The sequence below is a fragment of the Salinithrix halophila genome (assembly GCF_042650125.1).
GTDB lineage: Bacteria > Bacillota > Bacilli > Thermoactinomycetales > DSM-45169 > Salinithrix > Salinithrix halophila.
On record NZ_JBHSAP010000007.1, the window covers coordinates 637,704 to 652,386 of the forward strand.

15 protein-coding genes and 1 riboswitch are annotated in these 14,683 nt (G+C 57.7%); of the genes, 3 read left to right on the forward strand and 12 right to left on the reverse strand.

Features of this window, described 5'->3' with window-relative positions; genetic code table 11:
- The first annotated feature begins 14 nt into the window (after nucleotides 1-14).
- The gene (locus tag ACFOUO_RS05235) at nucleotides 15-1,472 is read left to right on the forward strand and encodes a nicotinate phosphoribosyltransferase (RefSeq protein WP_380702870.1); all 1,458 of its coding nucleotides are present in this window, start codon (nucleotides 15-17) and stop codon (nucleotides 1,470-1,472) included.
- Nucleotides 1,473-1,546: 74 nt separating this feature from the next.
- On the opposite strand, the gene ACFOUO_RS05240 is transcribed toward ACFOUO_RS05235, so the two are convergent.
- Entirely contained in the window at nucleotides 1,547-2,401 is an 855-nt protein-coding gene (locus ACFOUO_RS05240; protein ID WP_380702873.1) for a sulfurtransferase, read from the reverse strand.
- Between the two features lie 352 nt (nucleotides 2,402-2,753).
- Between ACFOUO_RS05240 and ACFOUO_RS05245 the strand changes: the two genes are divergently transcribed.
- A complete protein-coding gene (locus ACFOUO_RS05245) occupies nucleotides 2,754-3,074 on the forward strand; it encodes a DUF3817 domain-containing protein (protein WP_380702875.1) in 321 nt (106 codons plus the stop codon).
- A 56-nt stretch (nucleotides 3,075-3,130) separates the two neighbouring features.
- On the opposite strand, the gene cbiB is transcribed toward ACFOUO_RS05245, so the two are convergent.
- The 11 genes from cbiB to ACFOUO_RS05300 all read right to left on the reverse strand — a co-directional run bounded on the left by cbiB (nucleotide 3,131) and on the right by ACFOUO_RS05300 (nucleotide 13,666).
- A complete protein-coding gene (gene cbiB, locus ACFOUO_RS05250) occupies nucleotides 3,131-4,102 on the reverse strand; it encodes an adenosylcobinamide-phosphate synthase CbiB (RefSeq protein ID WP_380703263.1) in 972 nt (323 codons plus the stop codon).
- Nucleotides 4,102-4,830: an adenosylcobinamide amidohydrolase gene (locus ACFOUO_RS05255; protein WP_380702876.1), complete on the reverse strand. Its 729-nt coding sequence runs from the start codon at nucleotides 4,828-4,830 to the stop codon at nucleotides 4,102-4,104. The genes cbiB and ACFOUO_RS05255 overlap by 1 nt, the downstream gene beginning before the upstream one ends.
- Nucleotides 4,827-6,317, reverse strand: a complete 1,491-nt coding sequence (locus ACFOUO_RS05260; RefSeq protein WP_380702878.1) for a cobyric acid synthase — start codon at nucleotides 6,315-6,317, stop codon at nucleotides 4,827-4,829. The genes ACFOUO_RS05255 and ACFOUO_RS05260 overlap by 4 nt, the downstream gene beginning before the upstream one ends.
- Entirely contained in the window at nucleotides 6,314-6,949 is a 636-nt protein-coding gene (locus ACFOUO_RS05265) for a histidine phosphatase family protein (RefSeq protein WP_380702880.1), read from the reverse strand. Before ACFOUO_RS05265 ends, ACFOUO_RS05260 begins: the two co-directional genes overlap by 4 nt.
- On the reverse strand, nucleotides 6,946-7,677 hold the full coding sequence (cobS, locus tag ACFOUO_RS05270; protein ID WP_380702882.1) for an adenosylcobinamide-GDP ribazoletransferase: 732 nt from the start codon (nucleotides 7,675-7,677) through the stop codon (nucleotides 6,946-6,948). The genes ACFOUO_RS05265 and cobS overlap by 4 nt, the downstream gene beginning before the upstream one ends.
- Entirely contained in the window at nucleotides 7,674-8,219 is a 546-nt protein-coding gene (gene cobU, locus ACFOUO_RS05275) for a bifunctional adenosylcobinamide kinase/adenosylcobinamide-phosphate guanylyltransferase (protein WP_380702885.1), read from the reverse strand. The genes cobS and cobU overlap by 4 nt, the downstream gene beginning before the upstream one ends.
- A complete protein-coding gene (gene cobD / locus ACFOUO_RS05280; RefSeq protein ID WP_380703265.1) occupies nucleotides 8,216-9,340 on the reverse strand; it encodes a threonine-phosphate decarboxylase CobD in 1,125 nt (374 codons plus the stop codon). The genes cobU and cobD overlap by 4 nt, the downstream gene beginning before the upstream one ends.
- Before the next feature lie 129 nt (nucleotides 9,341-9,469).
- A riboswitch (cobalamin riboswitch) is annotated at nucleotides 9,470-9,605 on the reverse strand.
- A 10-nt stretch (nucleotides 9,606-9,615) separates the two neighbouring features.
- Nucleotides 9,616-10,671, reverse strand: coding sequence for a nicotinate-nucleotide--dimethylbenzimidazole phosphoribosyltransferase (gene cobT / locus ACFOUO_RS05285; RefSeq protein WP_380702887.1), 1,056 nt, complete (start codon nucleotides 10,669-10,671; stop codon nucleotides 9,616-9,618).
- Nucleotides 10,672-11,035: 364 nt separating this feature from the next.
- Entirely contained in the window at nucleotides 11,036-11,491 is a 456-nt protein-coding gene (locus tag ACFOUO_RS05290) for a GNAT family N-acetyltransferase (RefSeq protein ID WP_380702889.1), read from the reverse strand.
- 166 nt (nucleotides 11,492-11,657) lie between these two features.
- Nucleotides 11,658-12,203, reverse strand: a complete 546-nt coding sequence (locus ACFOUO_RS05295; RefSeq protein ID WP_380702891.1) for a GrpB family protein — start codon at nucleotides 12,201-12,203, stop codon at nucleotides 11,658-11,660.
- A complete protein-coding gene (locus ACFOUO_RS05300; protein ID WP_380702893.1) occupies nucleotides 12,200-13,666 on the reverse strand; it encodes an aminotransferase-like domain-containing protein in 1,467 nt (488 codons plus the stop codon). The genes ACFOUO_RS05295 and ACFOUO_RS05300 overlap by 4 nt, the downstream gene beginning before the upstream one ends.
- A 129-nt stretch (nucleotides 13,667-13,795) precedes the next feature.
- Here ACFOUO_RS05300 and ACFOUO_RS05305 point away from each other — a divergent pair, with 129 nt between their 5' ends.
- Nucleotides 13,796-14,416: a LysE/ArgO family amino acid transporter gene (locus ACFOUO_RS05305; protein WP_380702895.1), complete on the forward strand. Its 621-nt coding sequence runs from the start codon at nucleotides 13,796-13,798 to the stop codon at nucleotides 14,414-14,416.
- Nucleotides 14,417-14,683 lie beyond the last annotated feature (267 nt).

A 14,683-nucleotide genomic window follows, 5' to 3' on the forward strand; every position in this document is an offset into this window, starting at 1 on the left:
AGTGAAAAACAACCATGAACGCATATACGGGGTGGGCCCTGCATACGGACAAGTATCAAATCACCATGATGTACGCCCACTGGAAAAACGGCTCCCACTTAGAACGGCGGGCTTTTGATCTTTATTTCCGAACACTGCCCTTCGGCAACGGATATGCCGTTTTCGCGGGTTTAGAGCGGGCGGTCCATTACCTGGAGGAGCTCCGTTTTTCGGAGGATGATATTCGATACCTCTCGAAGCAGCCGGAGAAGTATGAACCCGCCTTTTTGGACATGCTCCGAAAATTTCGCTTCACTGGAGACGTACATGGCATGTTGGAAGGCACCTTCGTTTTCCCCAACGAACCCCTCCTACGCCTGGAAGGCAGCGTGATGGAGCTTCAATTGCTCGAAACGGCCCTCCTCAACTTCATCGGATACCAAACCCTGGTGGCAACCAAGGCGGCTCGAATCCGTACGATTGCAGAGGGGGATGCTCTCATGGAATTCGGCACCCGCCGCGCCCAGGAGTCCGACGCCGCCATCTGGGGAACCCGAGCCGCCTATCTAGCTGGTTTCGACGCCACCAGCAACTTGAAGGCGGGGGACCTATTCGACATCCCTACCCGAGGGACCCATTCCCATGCCTGGGTGCAGGATTTCGACAGCGAATTGGAATCCTTCCGTGCATTCGCCCATGCTTTCCCCGACTCCTGCGTCCTGTTGGTGGACACCTATGACACTCTGAAAAGCGGCGTCCCCCATGCAATCCGGGTCGGTCACGAACTTCGGGAGCGAGGCCATGACCTCGCCGGGATCCGTCTGGACAGCGGAGACCTGGCCTACCTCTCCAAGGAAGCCCGCCGTATGCTCGATGAAGCGGGTTTGTCCCGCACACAGATCGTCGCTTCCAGTGATTTGGATGAAACCACGATCCAAAGCCTTAAAAACCAAGGGGCAAGGATCGACGCCTGGGGAGTCGGCACCAAATTGATCACCGCCTATGACCAACCTGCCCTGGGAGCGGTCTACAAGCTGGTCGCCCGGGAACGAAACGGCGCGTGGCAACCGACGATCAAAATTTCTTCCAACCCGGAGAAAGTAACCACTCCCGGCGTAAAGAATGTTTACCGGATTATCGACCGGGATACCGAAAAGGCACGGGGGGACTTGATCATCGAGGAAGGCCACGCCATCGACGAGGAACAGCCCCTCACCCTGTTCCATCCGATTCATACCTACCGGAAAAAACGGGTGCACGAGTTCCATGCTGTCAACCTCCTCCAGCCCATCTTCCGGGATGGCAAGCGGGTGTACGAGCTTCCCTCTCTCCAAGAAATCCGTCGCTACCACGCAGAACAACGAGAGCTGTTTTGGGAGGAACACTTGCGCCTTTTGAACCCCGAAGAATACCACGTGGATCTGTCTGATGATCTATGGAAGAAAAAGCAGGAGCTATTGCAAAAGATTTATCAAACCATCCGAAAAGGATAACACGCAACAAACCGCCTTTACCCTTTTCACAAACAGGGTAAAGGCGGTTTTTCGAAACGAACATCCTTTATCAATCATTTCACAGGACGAAGGGTCTCAGGTCCGGTTTTCACCGGGTTTTGGACATAGCTGATCCAGTCGCTCCAGCTCCCTGCATAAAGGCGGGCGTCTTGGATGCCGGCCTGGTGAAGGGCGAGCAGGTTTGCACAGGCGGTCACGCCGGATCCGCAATAAACAATCGGTTTCTCCCCTTCCGAAATGAAGGCAAAGTCTTTTTTCAGCTCCTCAGGGGACTTCCACGTCTGTCCTTCAGCAAGATTTTGTTTCCAGAAGTAGTTCACCGCACCGGGGATATGGCCCGCTTTGGCGTCAATGGGTTCCGTTTTCCCCTCATAGCGGGCCGGATCTCTGGAATCGATCAACAGACCCGTAAAGCGTTTCGTCTCCTCCATACCGGCCAGCCGTTCCCGATCCGGAATCCGGGGCTCGAAATGGGCTTTCTCCGGCTGCGGGATCTCAGCGGTCACCGGACGGCCCTCCTCTTTCCAACTCTTGTAGCCGCCGTTGAGGACCGCCGCTTTTTCATGTCCCAGATAGCGGAGCATCCACCAGAGCCTAGCGGCCATCGCCCCTCCCTGGTCATCATAAGCGATGACAGTCTTGGTACTGTCAATCCCGGCTCGGCCCAATTTTTTCGCAAATGTCTCCATGTCCGGCAACGGGTGGCGACCGCCGTGTTTATCGACGGAACCGGATAAATCCTCCTCCAGATGGAAGTAGATCGCCCCGGGAATGTGATCCCGCTGGTAAGCCTCCATCCCCGCTTCGGGTTTCCCCAGCTCAAAGCGGCAGTCTGCTATGACCACATCCGGGTCCTTTGCTTGTCGATTAAGCCAATCGGTTGTCACCAATGCGTCATTCACGGCCATTCCTCCCTTTATCGGCCACTTCATCTATCCGGTAAGCGCTTTCTCATCGGCAGTCAAAAAGCCGGAAGAAAACACCCCGGTTGTAGGATTGATTGAGTACATGCTTGCTTTGAGGGTACCATGGAGAAGTGGTTCAATCAAGCGGCATAGGGCCGGACCCCTCTCCACGAAGCGGCTTGGTCATGGGATATCCGCGTCTATTCCCGCGAGTTCCCATCTGTTCATCGTTCTGTCATGATATGGAGCTCGTTTGGTGGTACACTGAATCGGAGAACCATTAGAATACCTTCCCACCGACACATGGGGAATCCCAGTTAAAAACATCCATTTTTCCACAGGAGGGATCGATCACATGAAAACGCCCCTTGCCCGCTTTCGCATCATCGGGCTGCTTGAAGGTATTTCCTTCCTCATCCTTCTCGGGGTCGCCATGCCGTTGAAGTATGCGGCAGGTCTTCCGATGGCTGTCACCGTCGTCGGGTGGATTCACGGCATTCTCTTTGTCCTTTATTTCCTTGCTCTTGCCCATGCAGCGATGGCGCTTCGTTGGTCGTTGGTACGGGTAGCAGGAGCGGCAGTCGCTTCAGTTCTCCCCTTCGGTACCTTCGTCTTTGACGCCAGGCTGCGTCAGGAGCAAGAGACCTCTCCGAACGACAAACCCGCAGTCGATTGAAAAAGGAAGAGACGGGCGCTGCCCGTCTCTTCCTTTTTATCTACCACTGATAACGGTTACCCCATAGGAAACCAGTATACGAGCAACGACAATCCGGCCACATACACGGCGGTCGTTCCGTATAGAACCTGGACGGCTGCATCGATATCCTGCCGTTCCCTGGGACGGCACGGATCTCCGAGGCGCGCCCGGTAGGAAACGCGACCCTGGTAGTGGTTGGTGCCACCGAGCTGGATGCCCAAACCGCCGGCCATAGCGGCTTCGGTAATTCCGCTGTTGGGGCTTGGATGTCCGGCGGCGTCCCGGCGGACGATCCGCCAGGCCTTCGCTGGGGAAGCTCCCGCGAAACGGAGGGCAGCCAGCATCGCAGGCAGTGTGAGTCGGGCGGGGAGCCAGTTGGCTAGGTCGTCCAGTCGGGCTGAAGCCCAGCCGAGGTGGAGATAACGCTCGTTCTTATAACCCACCATCGAGTCGAGAGTATTAACCGCCCGGTAGGCAAGGGCCAAGGGCGCCCCACCGAAGGCGGCAAAAAAGAGCGGAGAGGTGACAGCATCTACGATATTTTCGGCGACAGTCTCCACCGCTCCCCGGACTACCTCCGGTTCGTCCAGGTGTTCCGTATCCCGCCCGACCACCATCGCCAGAGAGGCCCGAGCCTTCGGAAGATCTCTCTGAGTGAGGGCACGAAAAATGTCCATCCCCGCTTCCGCCAACCCTTTGGATGCGATGGTGGTTGCGATCAAGATTATCTCCAACACCCAACCCACCCAGACGGAAAACCCGGTCACCCAGCCGACCAGACCGACGGCGAGTCCGTACACAATCCCGACCACCGTGAGGGGGAAAAGACAGCCTACCAAGCGGAGGGGCCATTTCCCTTTTAGACGGAAAGCCGCCGCCATCCGCCTTAACATGCTTTCGACGCGGGTAATAAGCCATCCCATCCCGATCACCGGATGAGGCAGCCAGCGAGGGTCACCGATCCACCGATCTAGGAGGACTGCCAGTACCAACATCGAGGCGGTCATCACGGCCATGACTCCCCCTGAAGGCTCCCACTCTGCCGGAGAGCCCCGGTCAAGGCGCGATGAACGGTCAAACCCACCATGCGCCCGAGGGGGCTCGCCGTTCCAGCATAGGCGTGGAGGAACCCACCCTTGGCCTCCTGGGTGGCGGTGATCACGACGGTATCTGTGGTCGTCCCTGTCGCTCCATTCCCCGCAGCATCCGTCACCCCTAGATCCTGTAGAGCGGCCACCTTTGCTTCGACAGCGGTGATGACAGCATTCACCATGGCCCCGGGAGTTACCCGACCGTCGATTAAGAGCATGATGTTAATCGTGCCGGGTTCAGGGTCGATCCGATAAACAGGGCCGTCCATACCCGCTCGGGCGGCATTGCTCACCCCCGCCGTCACAATGGCTGCTACCCCTCCTTCTTCCGACCGCTCTTCGGCAATGACCGCCTTTTCCACCCAGGCAGCTGTCATCATCGTAACCGTGGTTGTAGGATCATAACCGCGCCTCTTTAACCATTCTCCCGCCTCAACGATCGGATTGGGTTCATGGTAGCCTTTGGCGACATGTCGGTTGATGATCGTGTCCGTCAGCCGCTCTCCGCCCCCTAAAAAAGAGCTGGACAATACCTGGAGGGGGCGAGGGAATCGGAGGCAAAGATGCTCGGGGTCGATATGTAGGACTAGATCTTCCTTTCCCAATAAACAGCGTTTTCGGGGGAACGATTTGATTTCTTTCAACGTTCCCACCCCATCATCCCATCGATTCGTTCCATATCCAGATGCTCACCCACCCAGACAGCGAGGTCCGCATATATCTCGGAGCGGGAACGTCCCCGCATCGCCTGTTCCTCCAACGGGTGAAGGCCTTTCCTCCGGCGCAAATGGTTGATCCAGTGAAAAAGAAAAGGGGTGTTGTCGAAAATTCCATGCAAGTGGGTACCCCAAACTTCCCCGTCCCGTTCCACCGCGCCCTCGGGCTTTCCGTCAGCAAGGCGAAGGAACGGTTGATGCCCCTTCAGGAAAGAAGCCCGCCCTAAATGGATTTCATACCCTTTCACCCGAACCCCAGAGGCCCACCCATCGGCGCATACCTCCCCCTCTGCCCGGACCGTCCGTTTCCCCGGCCGGAACGAGAGGTCGACCGGCAACAGGCCCAGTCCCTCCACCTCCGGGATGGTGGACTCGACCCCTTCGGGATCCGTCAGACGGCGGGCCATCATTTGGTAGCCGCCGCAGATGCCAGCAACGGGGCCACCCTCTTGGTGATAAAGAGCAACCCGCTCAGCCAGGCCTGTTTCCCGCAGCCAGCGAAAGTCCTCCATGGTGTTCTTGGTTCCGGGGAGGATGACTGCATCCGGGTTTCCCCATTCTTCCAGCTTCCCGACATAACGGAGACAGGCCCCCGGCACACGAGAAAGGGGGAGAAAATCCGTAAAGTTGGAGATCCGGGGGAGACGGATTACTGCGATCTCCACCTCCGCCTCTGGGCCCTTCTTATCGAGCCCGCCCAATGCGAGGGAATCCTCCGGATCGATGGCGATCTCCCGGAAAGGAAGCACCCCTAGGACCGGGATGCCCGTCCGTTCCTCCAGCCAGTCGAGACCTGGGCGAAGGAGGTTGAGGTCTCCTCGGAATTTGTTGATGATGAGTCCCTGGACGCGGGCACGTTCATCCGGCTCCAGGATGTCCAGGGTGCCGACGATAGAAGCAAATACGCCCCCCCGGTCGATATCCGCCACCAGGATCACCGGGACATCGGCTAGTTTGGCCGTCTGCATGTTGACGATCTCCCGCTCTCGCAGGTTCACCTCTGCCGGGCTCCCCGCTCCCTCGATCACCAGCAAGTCATACCGTTGTTTCAGCCGGGCAAGAGAAGCCCGAACAGGCTCCAGCATCTCCCCTCGAGTGCGGGCTTGGTACTCTCCCGCCTGCATATCAGCATAATGACGACCGTGAACGATCACCTCAGCGATCCGATCCCCCTTCGGTTTGAGGAGAATCGGATTCATATCCGTTTCCGCCTCCACCCCTGCCGCTTCAGCCTGTACGCCCTGAGAACGGCCGATTTCACCCCCATCGACAGTGACATAGGAATTGAGCGCCATATTCTGCGCCTTGAAAGGAGCGACACGGTAACCCTTATCGGCAAATAGGCGGCAAAACGCCGTGGCCAACACGCTCTTTCCCACATCAGAACTAGTCCCTTGAAACATGAGACCTCTCACTCTGTTTTCTCCCACACCCGCTTCCCCCGTTCTTCTCCCAATTGCCTTACTTGCCATCCTTCAGCGGTCTTTTCCACTGCGATCCATCCCCCAGGGGGGAGGGATCTTTTCCAAAAGCTTCCCGGATCCTTATCCACATGATGGGAAAGAAACCAGCGGATCGGTCCCCCATGGGTTACAACCGCGATGGTTTCCCCTGAATGGCGACGGATGACATTCTCCAGCCACCGGTTGAGGCGTACCTCCAGCCCATCCAGCGTTTCCCCGCCGGGGGGCGCCACCCGACGGGGGTCGTCTATCCAGCGGATGAGCTCCTCCGGGTTTTGATCCCAGATGGCGTCATAGGTGAGCCCCTCCCATTCCCCGAAAGATAACTCCCGCAGGGCATCCGTACAATGAAGATCTGCTGTCGGCCAGGCCTTCTGCATAAATTTCGCTGTCTCGCGGCATCGTTGCAAGTCACTGGCGCAGATCCGGTCCACATCCAGCTCCCGCAAACGCTGGGCGGCCTTCCGCAATTGGCACCGCCCCCGATCATTGAGAGGAAGATCCATGTGTCCACAGTATTGCTTCAGTCGGTTGGCCTCCGTTTCTCCATGGCGGACCCACAGCAATCTCAAGGAATCTTTCATACCGGGTCCCCCGCTGCCAACCATAGAAGAAGAATCGCTGCTTCCACCGCTTCCGCCATGCATCCGTAGACGTCCCCAGTCAGACCACCCAGCCGTCTCAGTACCACCCGAGCGATCAGGCCGATCACCAAAGCGGTTCCTCCTAGAATCAGGAACGTCCACCAGCCTGCCACCACAGCAATGATCGCTGTCCCTGAGGTGAGGGCTACTCCAAGGCGAAGAGGGGACAGCCCTTCCCGCAAGTTGAGCCCCATCCCTTGTTCACGCAGATATGGGAAAAAGGCGATTGCCGCTGTCATCCCTGTGCGGGCTGCGACAGGAGCGGCCAGCAGTGGGATGATGGCCGGTTCCAGGTAAGTAAGAGCGGATACCTTCACCCCCAGAAGCAAGATCGCTGCCAGGACACCCATCGCCCCCACGCGGCTGTCCTTCATGATCGCTAGCGTCTGCTCCCGATCCTTGTTGGCACCCAGCCCGTCGGCAGTGTCCATCAGTCCGTCCAGGTGCAGCCCCCCTGTAAGAAAAACCCAACCCGCTGTCACCAGTACACTGCGGACCAGAGGCGGAAAGAGCAAGGAGAGAGCCTCGTTCATCAGGACGAGTAGGACCCCGATCACCAAGCCGACGAGCGGATAGTAAACCGTGCTCTTAGGCCAGTCCCGGGGGTCCATCCGAACCGGAACGGGGATGCGGGTCAGAAAAGCAAGGGCCGTAAAGAAGGCATTCATCCGTCTACTCCCTTGATCTGGCAAGGAATACCACAGGCCACTAACCAGACTTCGTCCGCCCTCTGAGCCACTTGCTGATTCACGGTGCCGAGGGCATCCTGGAACAGTCGGCCCATCCGGTTCATGGCGACCCCGCCCAACCCGGTCTCCGCCGTGACCAGGATCACCTCCTGATCTTGAAGCGTATCCAGCAGGCGATCCGTTTTCTTCGCCATTTCCGCTTCGAAGCCGCCCTGGTCTTCCCGGATGGACTCTTCGGAAAGGCGCATGACGTGGTTGGCTGTCCAGGTCCCCAGATCGTCAATCAACCAAGCATCCCATTCGCCGGAGCGGGCAAGGGCGGCTTCCAAATCCCACTCCTCCTCCACCAGGCCCCAACTTCGAGGACGCCGATCGCGATGGCGGGCCACTCGCTCTTGCATCTCTTCATCCCCGGGAACACCGGTGGCCACATACAGCACCTTCTCCCCCACATCCCGCGCCGTCTCCTCGGCAAATCGGCTCTTCCCGGAACGGACCCCTCCAGTTACCAATCGGATCAAAAGATTTCCCCCTTCCCCAACACTTCTCCTAGTTTTTGGAGGAGGTGTACATTCTCCTCCCGGCTCCGAACCGCCACCCGGATATAGGCATCGTCCAAACCCGGATAGGTCGAGCAATCCCGGATCAGGATCCCCCGCTCCCCCAACGCCTGTTGTAAACGCCGGGAAGCGCCGGTTCCTCCTAAGGGGGGAGCCTCTAATTTCAGTAAGAAGTAGTTTACTTCCCCCGGAACCAGCAGGGCACCTGGCAACTCCCGCAGCCTCTCCATCATGAAACATCGCTCCACCGCCAGCCATCGACGGGTCACGTTTTCAAAGGCTCCGTCGGAGAGAGCCGCCTCTCCCGCTATCTGGGCCAGCCCATTAACGCTCCAGGGAATCTGCAGCTCCTCGATGCGGCGTATCCAGTCGGGGTGGGCCGCCCCCCAGCCCAGACGCAGACCGGGCAAAGCGTAAAATTTAGTCATGGAACGCAGTAGGAGGGTCGTCGGGAAATCCGCCAGCCGAGACAGCAGGGACCGAGCCTCCCCATCCGAAACAAAATCGAGGAAGGCTTCGTCTACCACCAACACCGTTCCCGCTACGGCGGCCTCTTCAGCCGCCGCCAGCAACTGCCCATAAGGGACGGTTAAACCAGTGGGATTGTTGGGATGTCCCAGGTAAGCGAGATCCACCGACCGAATCCACTTGGAAAGGGCCTCCGGCTCCGGTTGAAAACCTTCCTTCTCCCCTGTCGGCAAATACACGATTTCCTGCCCACGCTTGCGGGCAGAAGCTTCATACTCCGCGAAGGAGGGGGCCGTCGCGCCTACCCGCGACGGACGGACAGCCGCATTAACCAGATCGATCAACTCCGCCCCTCCATTCCCAATCATCAGGCATTCTTCCGGCACCCCATATCGGTTCGCAAGCGCCCGCTTCAGGGAGCGAGCGCGAGGGTCTGGATAACGGGCAAGAACCGGTGCCCCTTTGTCCTCCAGCGCTTCCTGCAACACCCGAACCACGGAATCCGGCGGTCCCAGGGGATTAATGTTGGCGCTAAAGTCGACAAAGGCATCCGCCCCCCTGCCAAACATCTCTCCCGCCGTCCATCGGTCACCACCGTGTCCGTATCGTTCCACCCCTGTCAAAGGCATCCCCTCCTTTTTTCAACCCCATTAAAAAACACCGCCCGCCTCGATTGCGTGACAGTGCCAAAAGAAACCGGTATCACCGGTTGTCCCTGGCACCTCGCCATCCGCGTGGCTGAGGCGGTGCCGTTGGGAAAGGCCGGTATCCTGGCTCGGGGTTACATCCCCTTACAGTGGCGGGACCGCGCCGGTTTCTCACCGGCTTCCCGGTTGCCGGGGCGCCAATAGGCACCCCACCTTTCCCCTTCCGATATACTATTTAACCGTTATAAGCCCAAGTCGGCGAAAGTAGCCATCTCCCGTGCCGCCGCGACTGCCCCGTCGAAGAGGGGAAAACAGAGAACAGCGCCGCTCCCTTCCCCGAGGCGCATACCGGCATGAATCAGAGGGTGAAGGCCCAGCTTCTCGAGCAGCACCCGATGGGCCGGTTCCTCAGAGAGGTGGGAAGCGAAGAGATAATCCCGCGACCCCGGAGCAAGGCGGATGGCAGCCAGAGCGGAAGCTGTCGAAATCACCCCATCGATCACCATCGGCAACCGCTCGGCGGCGGCTCCGAGGATAAAACCTGTCATAGCCGCCAACTCCAGCCCACCCACTTTTGTCAGCACATCCACTGGATCGGAGGGGTCAGGCCGGTTCACATCCAGGCTGTGCCGTATTACCTCTCCTTTCATCTTTAGAGAGACATCGTTGATCCCTGTCCCCCTTCCGACCAACTCCTCAATCGGCGTTCCCGTCAGGGAAGCCGATACCGCTGTCGCAGCCGTCGTATTGCCAATTCCCATCTCCCCGACAGCCACCAATTGAAATCCCTTCTCCTTCGTTTCCAGGGCCAGTTCCAGCCCGACCCGGATCGCCTGGACAGCTTCTTCCCGTCTCATCGCCGGTCCTTTGGCCATATTGGCTGTCCCGGCCCGCACCTTCCGATCCAGGGTACCAGCCGGCAGTTCGGTAAGCCGGCTGCCTACATCTACCACCCTCACCTCGGCACCAAAGCGACGGGCAAAAGCATTGACGGCGGCTTTGCCATCGCAGAAATTACGGATCATCAATCCCGTCACCTCAGGAGGGTAGGCGCTCACGCCTTCCTCCGTCACCCCATGGTCCCCACAAAAAACGACAACCGCCTTCCTGTCGATAGACGGGACGACCTTACCGGTAATCCCCGCCAATCGAACCAGGGTTTCTTCCAGGCGTCCCAAAGCACCCAAGGGCTTGGTCAGGTTATCCACATGCTTTTGTGCCTCAACCATCGCCTCCGCATTCAAACCGGGTACAGAGGGGCACCAATCATCGAGCTGTTTTTGTCTCTCCACCCGCATCCCTTCCTCGTTTCTCTCAATTAACCTTTCTTTTCTGATTATACATGCTAGAAGAGTCTGCGGGACGTCCAAAATCACTTTCCCTTGTCAGGAATAGCCACCCATGGAAGCAACGGCCTCAACTCGAGCTGCTGAGTTCTTCCATACCGTAATGATAGCCGGTTTACGGCGGAGCGCCTGTTGGACCGACAACCTAGCGGAGTGGCCGGAGGCTCCAACCGTTTTGCGGCCACACCGTTTTTCCTTTGGCCGCTGGTTGGAGCCGGAGGGCACGGAGCGGACAGGCCCGACAACTGCGGGAGGAACATCTGGCGCGGAGTCGGAAATCCGGCTTCGCTCCCAAGCCTCGGGTTTGTCAATAACCTCAAACTCCCCCTCCCAGTTCCTTCACGAAGGCGTAACTCTTCTTCCCATAGCCCATCTTCTCCTCGTAAAACCGATGGGCCTTGTGGCGGGATAACCCGGACGTGAGTGCAATCCGGGTACATCCCTGTTCCTGCCCCCACCGTTCCACCGCAGCAAGAAGCCTCTCACCGAATCCACGGGACCGTTGATCCGATCGGGTCACCAGCTCGTGGACAAAAACATGTTTACCATAATAGAAAGTTGTCCGTACAGCGATCCCTGCACAAGCCATGATTTCTCCCGCTTCCTCCAAGTAAAAGAGCCGGTACCCCTCTTCTTTCCGCATCGTTTCTAACAAGGTGAGATAATCATCCTCCGATAGATGAGAGCGCAACTCTTGGATAACCGGCCAGACTCGTCGCCAATCTCTTTCGCTTCTGCATTCCTTGATTTCATGATTCATGAGTGTCTCCATCTTTTGTCTCCTCCCCTTTCTCCTCTGATGCTAATTTTACAGAGGATCAGACCCCGTGGGGAGTGCCAGATTTGTTATGATCGGGGGGTTCAGATTAACACTCAACTCCGATAGCCCGGAGCCGCTGTATGGTCAGGCATCCGGCGGTTGAAAGAAGTCTGGTTATCTATGATGAAGGAGTCATCTTCCCTTCTCGGTGTTTCTCCCTATGCCACTGGAGCGCCAGGGCTTCGATTTCCTTGATCAGTCCATCTTTGCCGTCCATATACGCTTTCAAATCCGTTGGGAAACGGTGGGCTAAGCGCTGCTTGAGCGCCCCGTAGCGGGCTGCCTCCTCGGGATGGGTTCGCAAGTAGTCCCGGAAGGCGAGGTGACGGCGGATATCGGAGTGACCTTCCTCAAAGACATGAACATGATGGGTCCGATTCTCCCCCCCTTTTCGGAAAAAACGGCGGCCAGGGATGCCATACTCCCCCATGGCTTCGTACCCAAGCGCTTCCATCGGCGGGCGAAAACGATCCACTCGGCTAATCTCTTTTACCACCGGGAGTAGGTCGATCACTGGTTTCGCCTCCAGCCCCGGAACCGATGTACTCCCGATGTGGTAAACCCGGATCAGTTCTTCTCCGAAAACCTCCCGCAACTTCTGAGCTTCTTCTTCAAAGCGTTCGCTCCAGGCCGGATGGTGGGGTACCACCTCTACTTTCCTCACGAGAGCCCCCTACTTGATTCGGCTTGCAACAGCTCCGCCAGCACTCGTATCCCTCGCTCCCACTCCTCCATCGGGGCGTACGCGAAGGAGAGGCGGAGGTGCCGCCGGTCTGCCGGATCGTACAGGCTCCCCGGATGGAGCAGTACACCCCGGCGTAACGCCTCTTCAAACAATCGATGAACCGGGACTTCCCGTTTCAGGCGAAGCCAGATATAAAACCCGCCCGGCGGCAATTCCCAATCGGCTAGCCCAGCAAGGTGTTGTCGAAGGAGAAGATCAGCTGCCTTTCTCCGTTCTCGTAGCGCCTTTCGCACTTCTTCCCCGTGTTCGACGTGATGTCCCCCGGCCAGCCATTCAGCCGCCGTCCACTGCGAGAGAGAACTCGCCCCATAATCCGCCTGCATCTTGATATCGGCCAGCCGGTCAACCACCGGTTCCGGACCGACCACCCAACCGATCCGGAGGCCAGGACTTAATATCTTGGAGAAGCTCCCGAGATAAAGGATCAGACCATGAGGATCTTCAGCTTTGAGAGGCCGAGGGGGAAGGCCGTCAAGATACAGCTCCCGGTATACATCGTCTTCGATCAGGGGTAGCCGAGTCTGTCTGCAATAGACCATCAATTCCTTCCGCCGCTTCTCACTCATCACACGCCCCGTGGGATTATGGCAGGTAGGGGTGGTGTAAAGGAGAGAAGGCTGTTGTCTCCGGTGATGCCTCTCTACACCCTCCAGTCGGATTCCCTCCCGATCCATCTCCAACCCAGACAGTTGCATACCTGCCGACTGAAAAACCCGGATCGAGTGAAGATAGGAAGGCTTCTCCACCAGTACCGTCGAGCCTGGTTTCAACAGACTCCATGCGATCAGTTGGAATGCCTGTAAGGCCCCTGATACGATCAGGACCGAGTCAGGAGAGACGTCAATCCCCTGGGTTCCCAGCCAGTCACTCACTTGCCGACGAAGAGCGGCTATCCCTTTCCCCTGCTCGTATCCCATGGATGGGATCCGATCGGATAAGCTTCGGAGTACCTTACCCATCCGATCCCCCGGATACAGGGACGGTGAAAGTTCACCCGTTCCCATCCGGATCACCTCCGGGTCAAATTCACGCTGGTTGATCGCACGAATCAGGTTCTGGTTGGGAAGATGAATCCCGGAACGAACATAACCTTCCCAATCCGGGGCGGAATAGGAACTGAGCAGGGACCAGGTGTTGTTCAACACCCGCGTCCCGCTGCCCACCCGCCCTTCCACCAGGCCGTCTGCCGCCAGTTCTTCCAGGGCGGATACCACCGTACTCCGGTTGACCCCAAAGATATCTGCCAGGGTTCGTTGCGAAGGGAGAAGGGTCCCCACCGGCCACTCTCCGGCAGCGATCTTCCCGCGGATATAGCGGACAATTTGCACATAAACCGGAAGCTCATTCTCTTTTTGGGGCTTCCATTCCTCGGTGGATTCCACGGCCTTTCCTCCCTTACATGAATTGGTTGGCTCTACGTTCCTTGGATTGGATGGAGACGATTGCTCCCCTTGATGATAGGATATCAGATATTTCCCGCTCGCAATCGATCAGAAAGAAGGGTGGTGCCTGTGTACCAAGCTTTCATCCATGGATTTCTCCTCGCCTTCGGCCTGGTACTGCCTCTTGGCATCCAGAATGTGTTCATTTTCAATCAGGGGGCGATTCAACCTCGGTTATGGCGAGCTTATCCCGCAGTTTTAACCGCCGCCGCCTGTGACGCGCTCTTGATTCTGTTGGCCGTGACCGGTGTCTCCCTCTTGGTCCTGCAATTCACCTGGTTAGAGACCATCCTTTTCGGAGTCGGTTTTTTCTTTCTCTGCTATATGGGTCTCACCCTATGGAAAAGTGTCTCACCCGAGATGGATTCCCATCGGTCCGCGGAACGCTTCCCCGCCAAGCGACAAATTCTTTTCACTGTCTCTGTCTCCCTCTTGAATCCCCACGCCATCCTGGATACGGTGGGCGTCATCGGGACCAGTTCCCTCACCTACCAGGGGTCTGAGAAGTGGGTGTTCACTCTCGCCTCGATCCTCGTATCGTTCATTTGGTTCATCAGCCTCGCAGCAGCCGGGCGGTTGGTCGGTTCCTTCGACTCCTCCGGCAAATGGATGATCCGCCTCAACCGCGCCTCTGCCCTCTTGATCTGGGGAATGGCCCTTTGGTTGGGGGGGCGATTGATCACGGCTTGATTCTGGCTCCCTTCGAAGATCGCAAAAAGCAAGGATGGGGAACACAGACGAGGTTTCGACGGAACCATTGGCTATGGAGAAGGCGAAGGGTTGGGCTATCTGTATAATGCTCCCGCACCCTGGTTGAGTTCTCTAAGACAAGTCGTCACGGTTTTTGTTATCTTGTTACAGTAAGTGGCCGTCTTTCATCCCACGGTTTCAATCGTGGGATGAAAGACGGCGTTGCTCGGAACCCCCTTTGGGGGTGGCAAGAGCAACCCATTCCTC

Bases quoted from the DNA above. Each gene is read 5' to 3' on its own strand.
- ACFOUO_RS05235 (WP_380702870.1), top strand. From the start codon at position 15: ATGAACGCATATACGGGGTGGGCCCTGCATACGGACAAGTATCAAATC.
- ACFOUO_RS05240 (WP_380702873.1), bottom strand. From the start codon at position 2,401: ATGGCCGTGAATGACGCATTGGTGACAACCGATTGGCTTAATCGACAA.
- ACFOUO_RS05245 (WP_380702875.1), top strand. From the start codon at position 2,754: ATGAAAACGCCCCTTGCCCGCTTTCGCATCATCGGGCTGCTTGAAGGT.
- cbiB (WP_380703263.1), bottom strand. From the start codon at position 4,102: ATGACCGCCTCGATGTTGGTACTGGCAGTCCTCCTAGATCGGTGGATC.
- ACFOUO_RS05265 (WP_380702880.1), bottom strand. From the start codon at position 6,949: ATGAAAGATTCCTTGAGATTGCTGTGGGTCCGCCATGGAGAAACGGAG.
- cobS (WP_380702882.1), bottom strand. From the start codon at position 7,677: ATGAATGCCTTCTTTACGGCCCTTGCTTTTCTGACCCGCATCCCCGTT.
- cobT (WP_380702887.1), bottom strand. From the start codon at position 10,671: ATGCGGGTGGAGAGACAAAAACAGCTCGATGATTGGTGCCCCTCTGTA.
- ACFOUO_RS05290 (WP_380702889.1), bottom strand. From the start codon at position 11,491: ATGGAGACACTCATGAATCATGAAATCAAGGAATGCAGAAGCGAAAGA.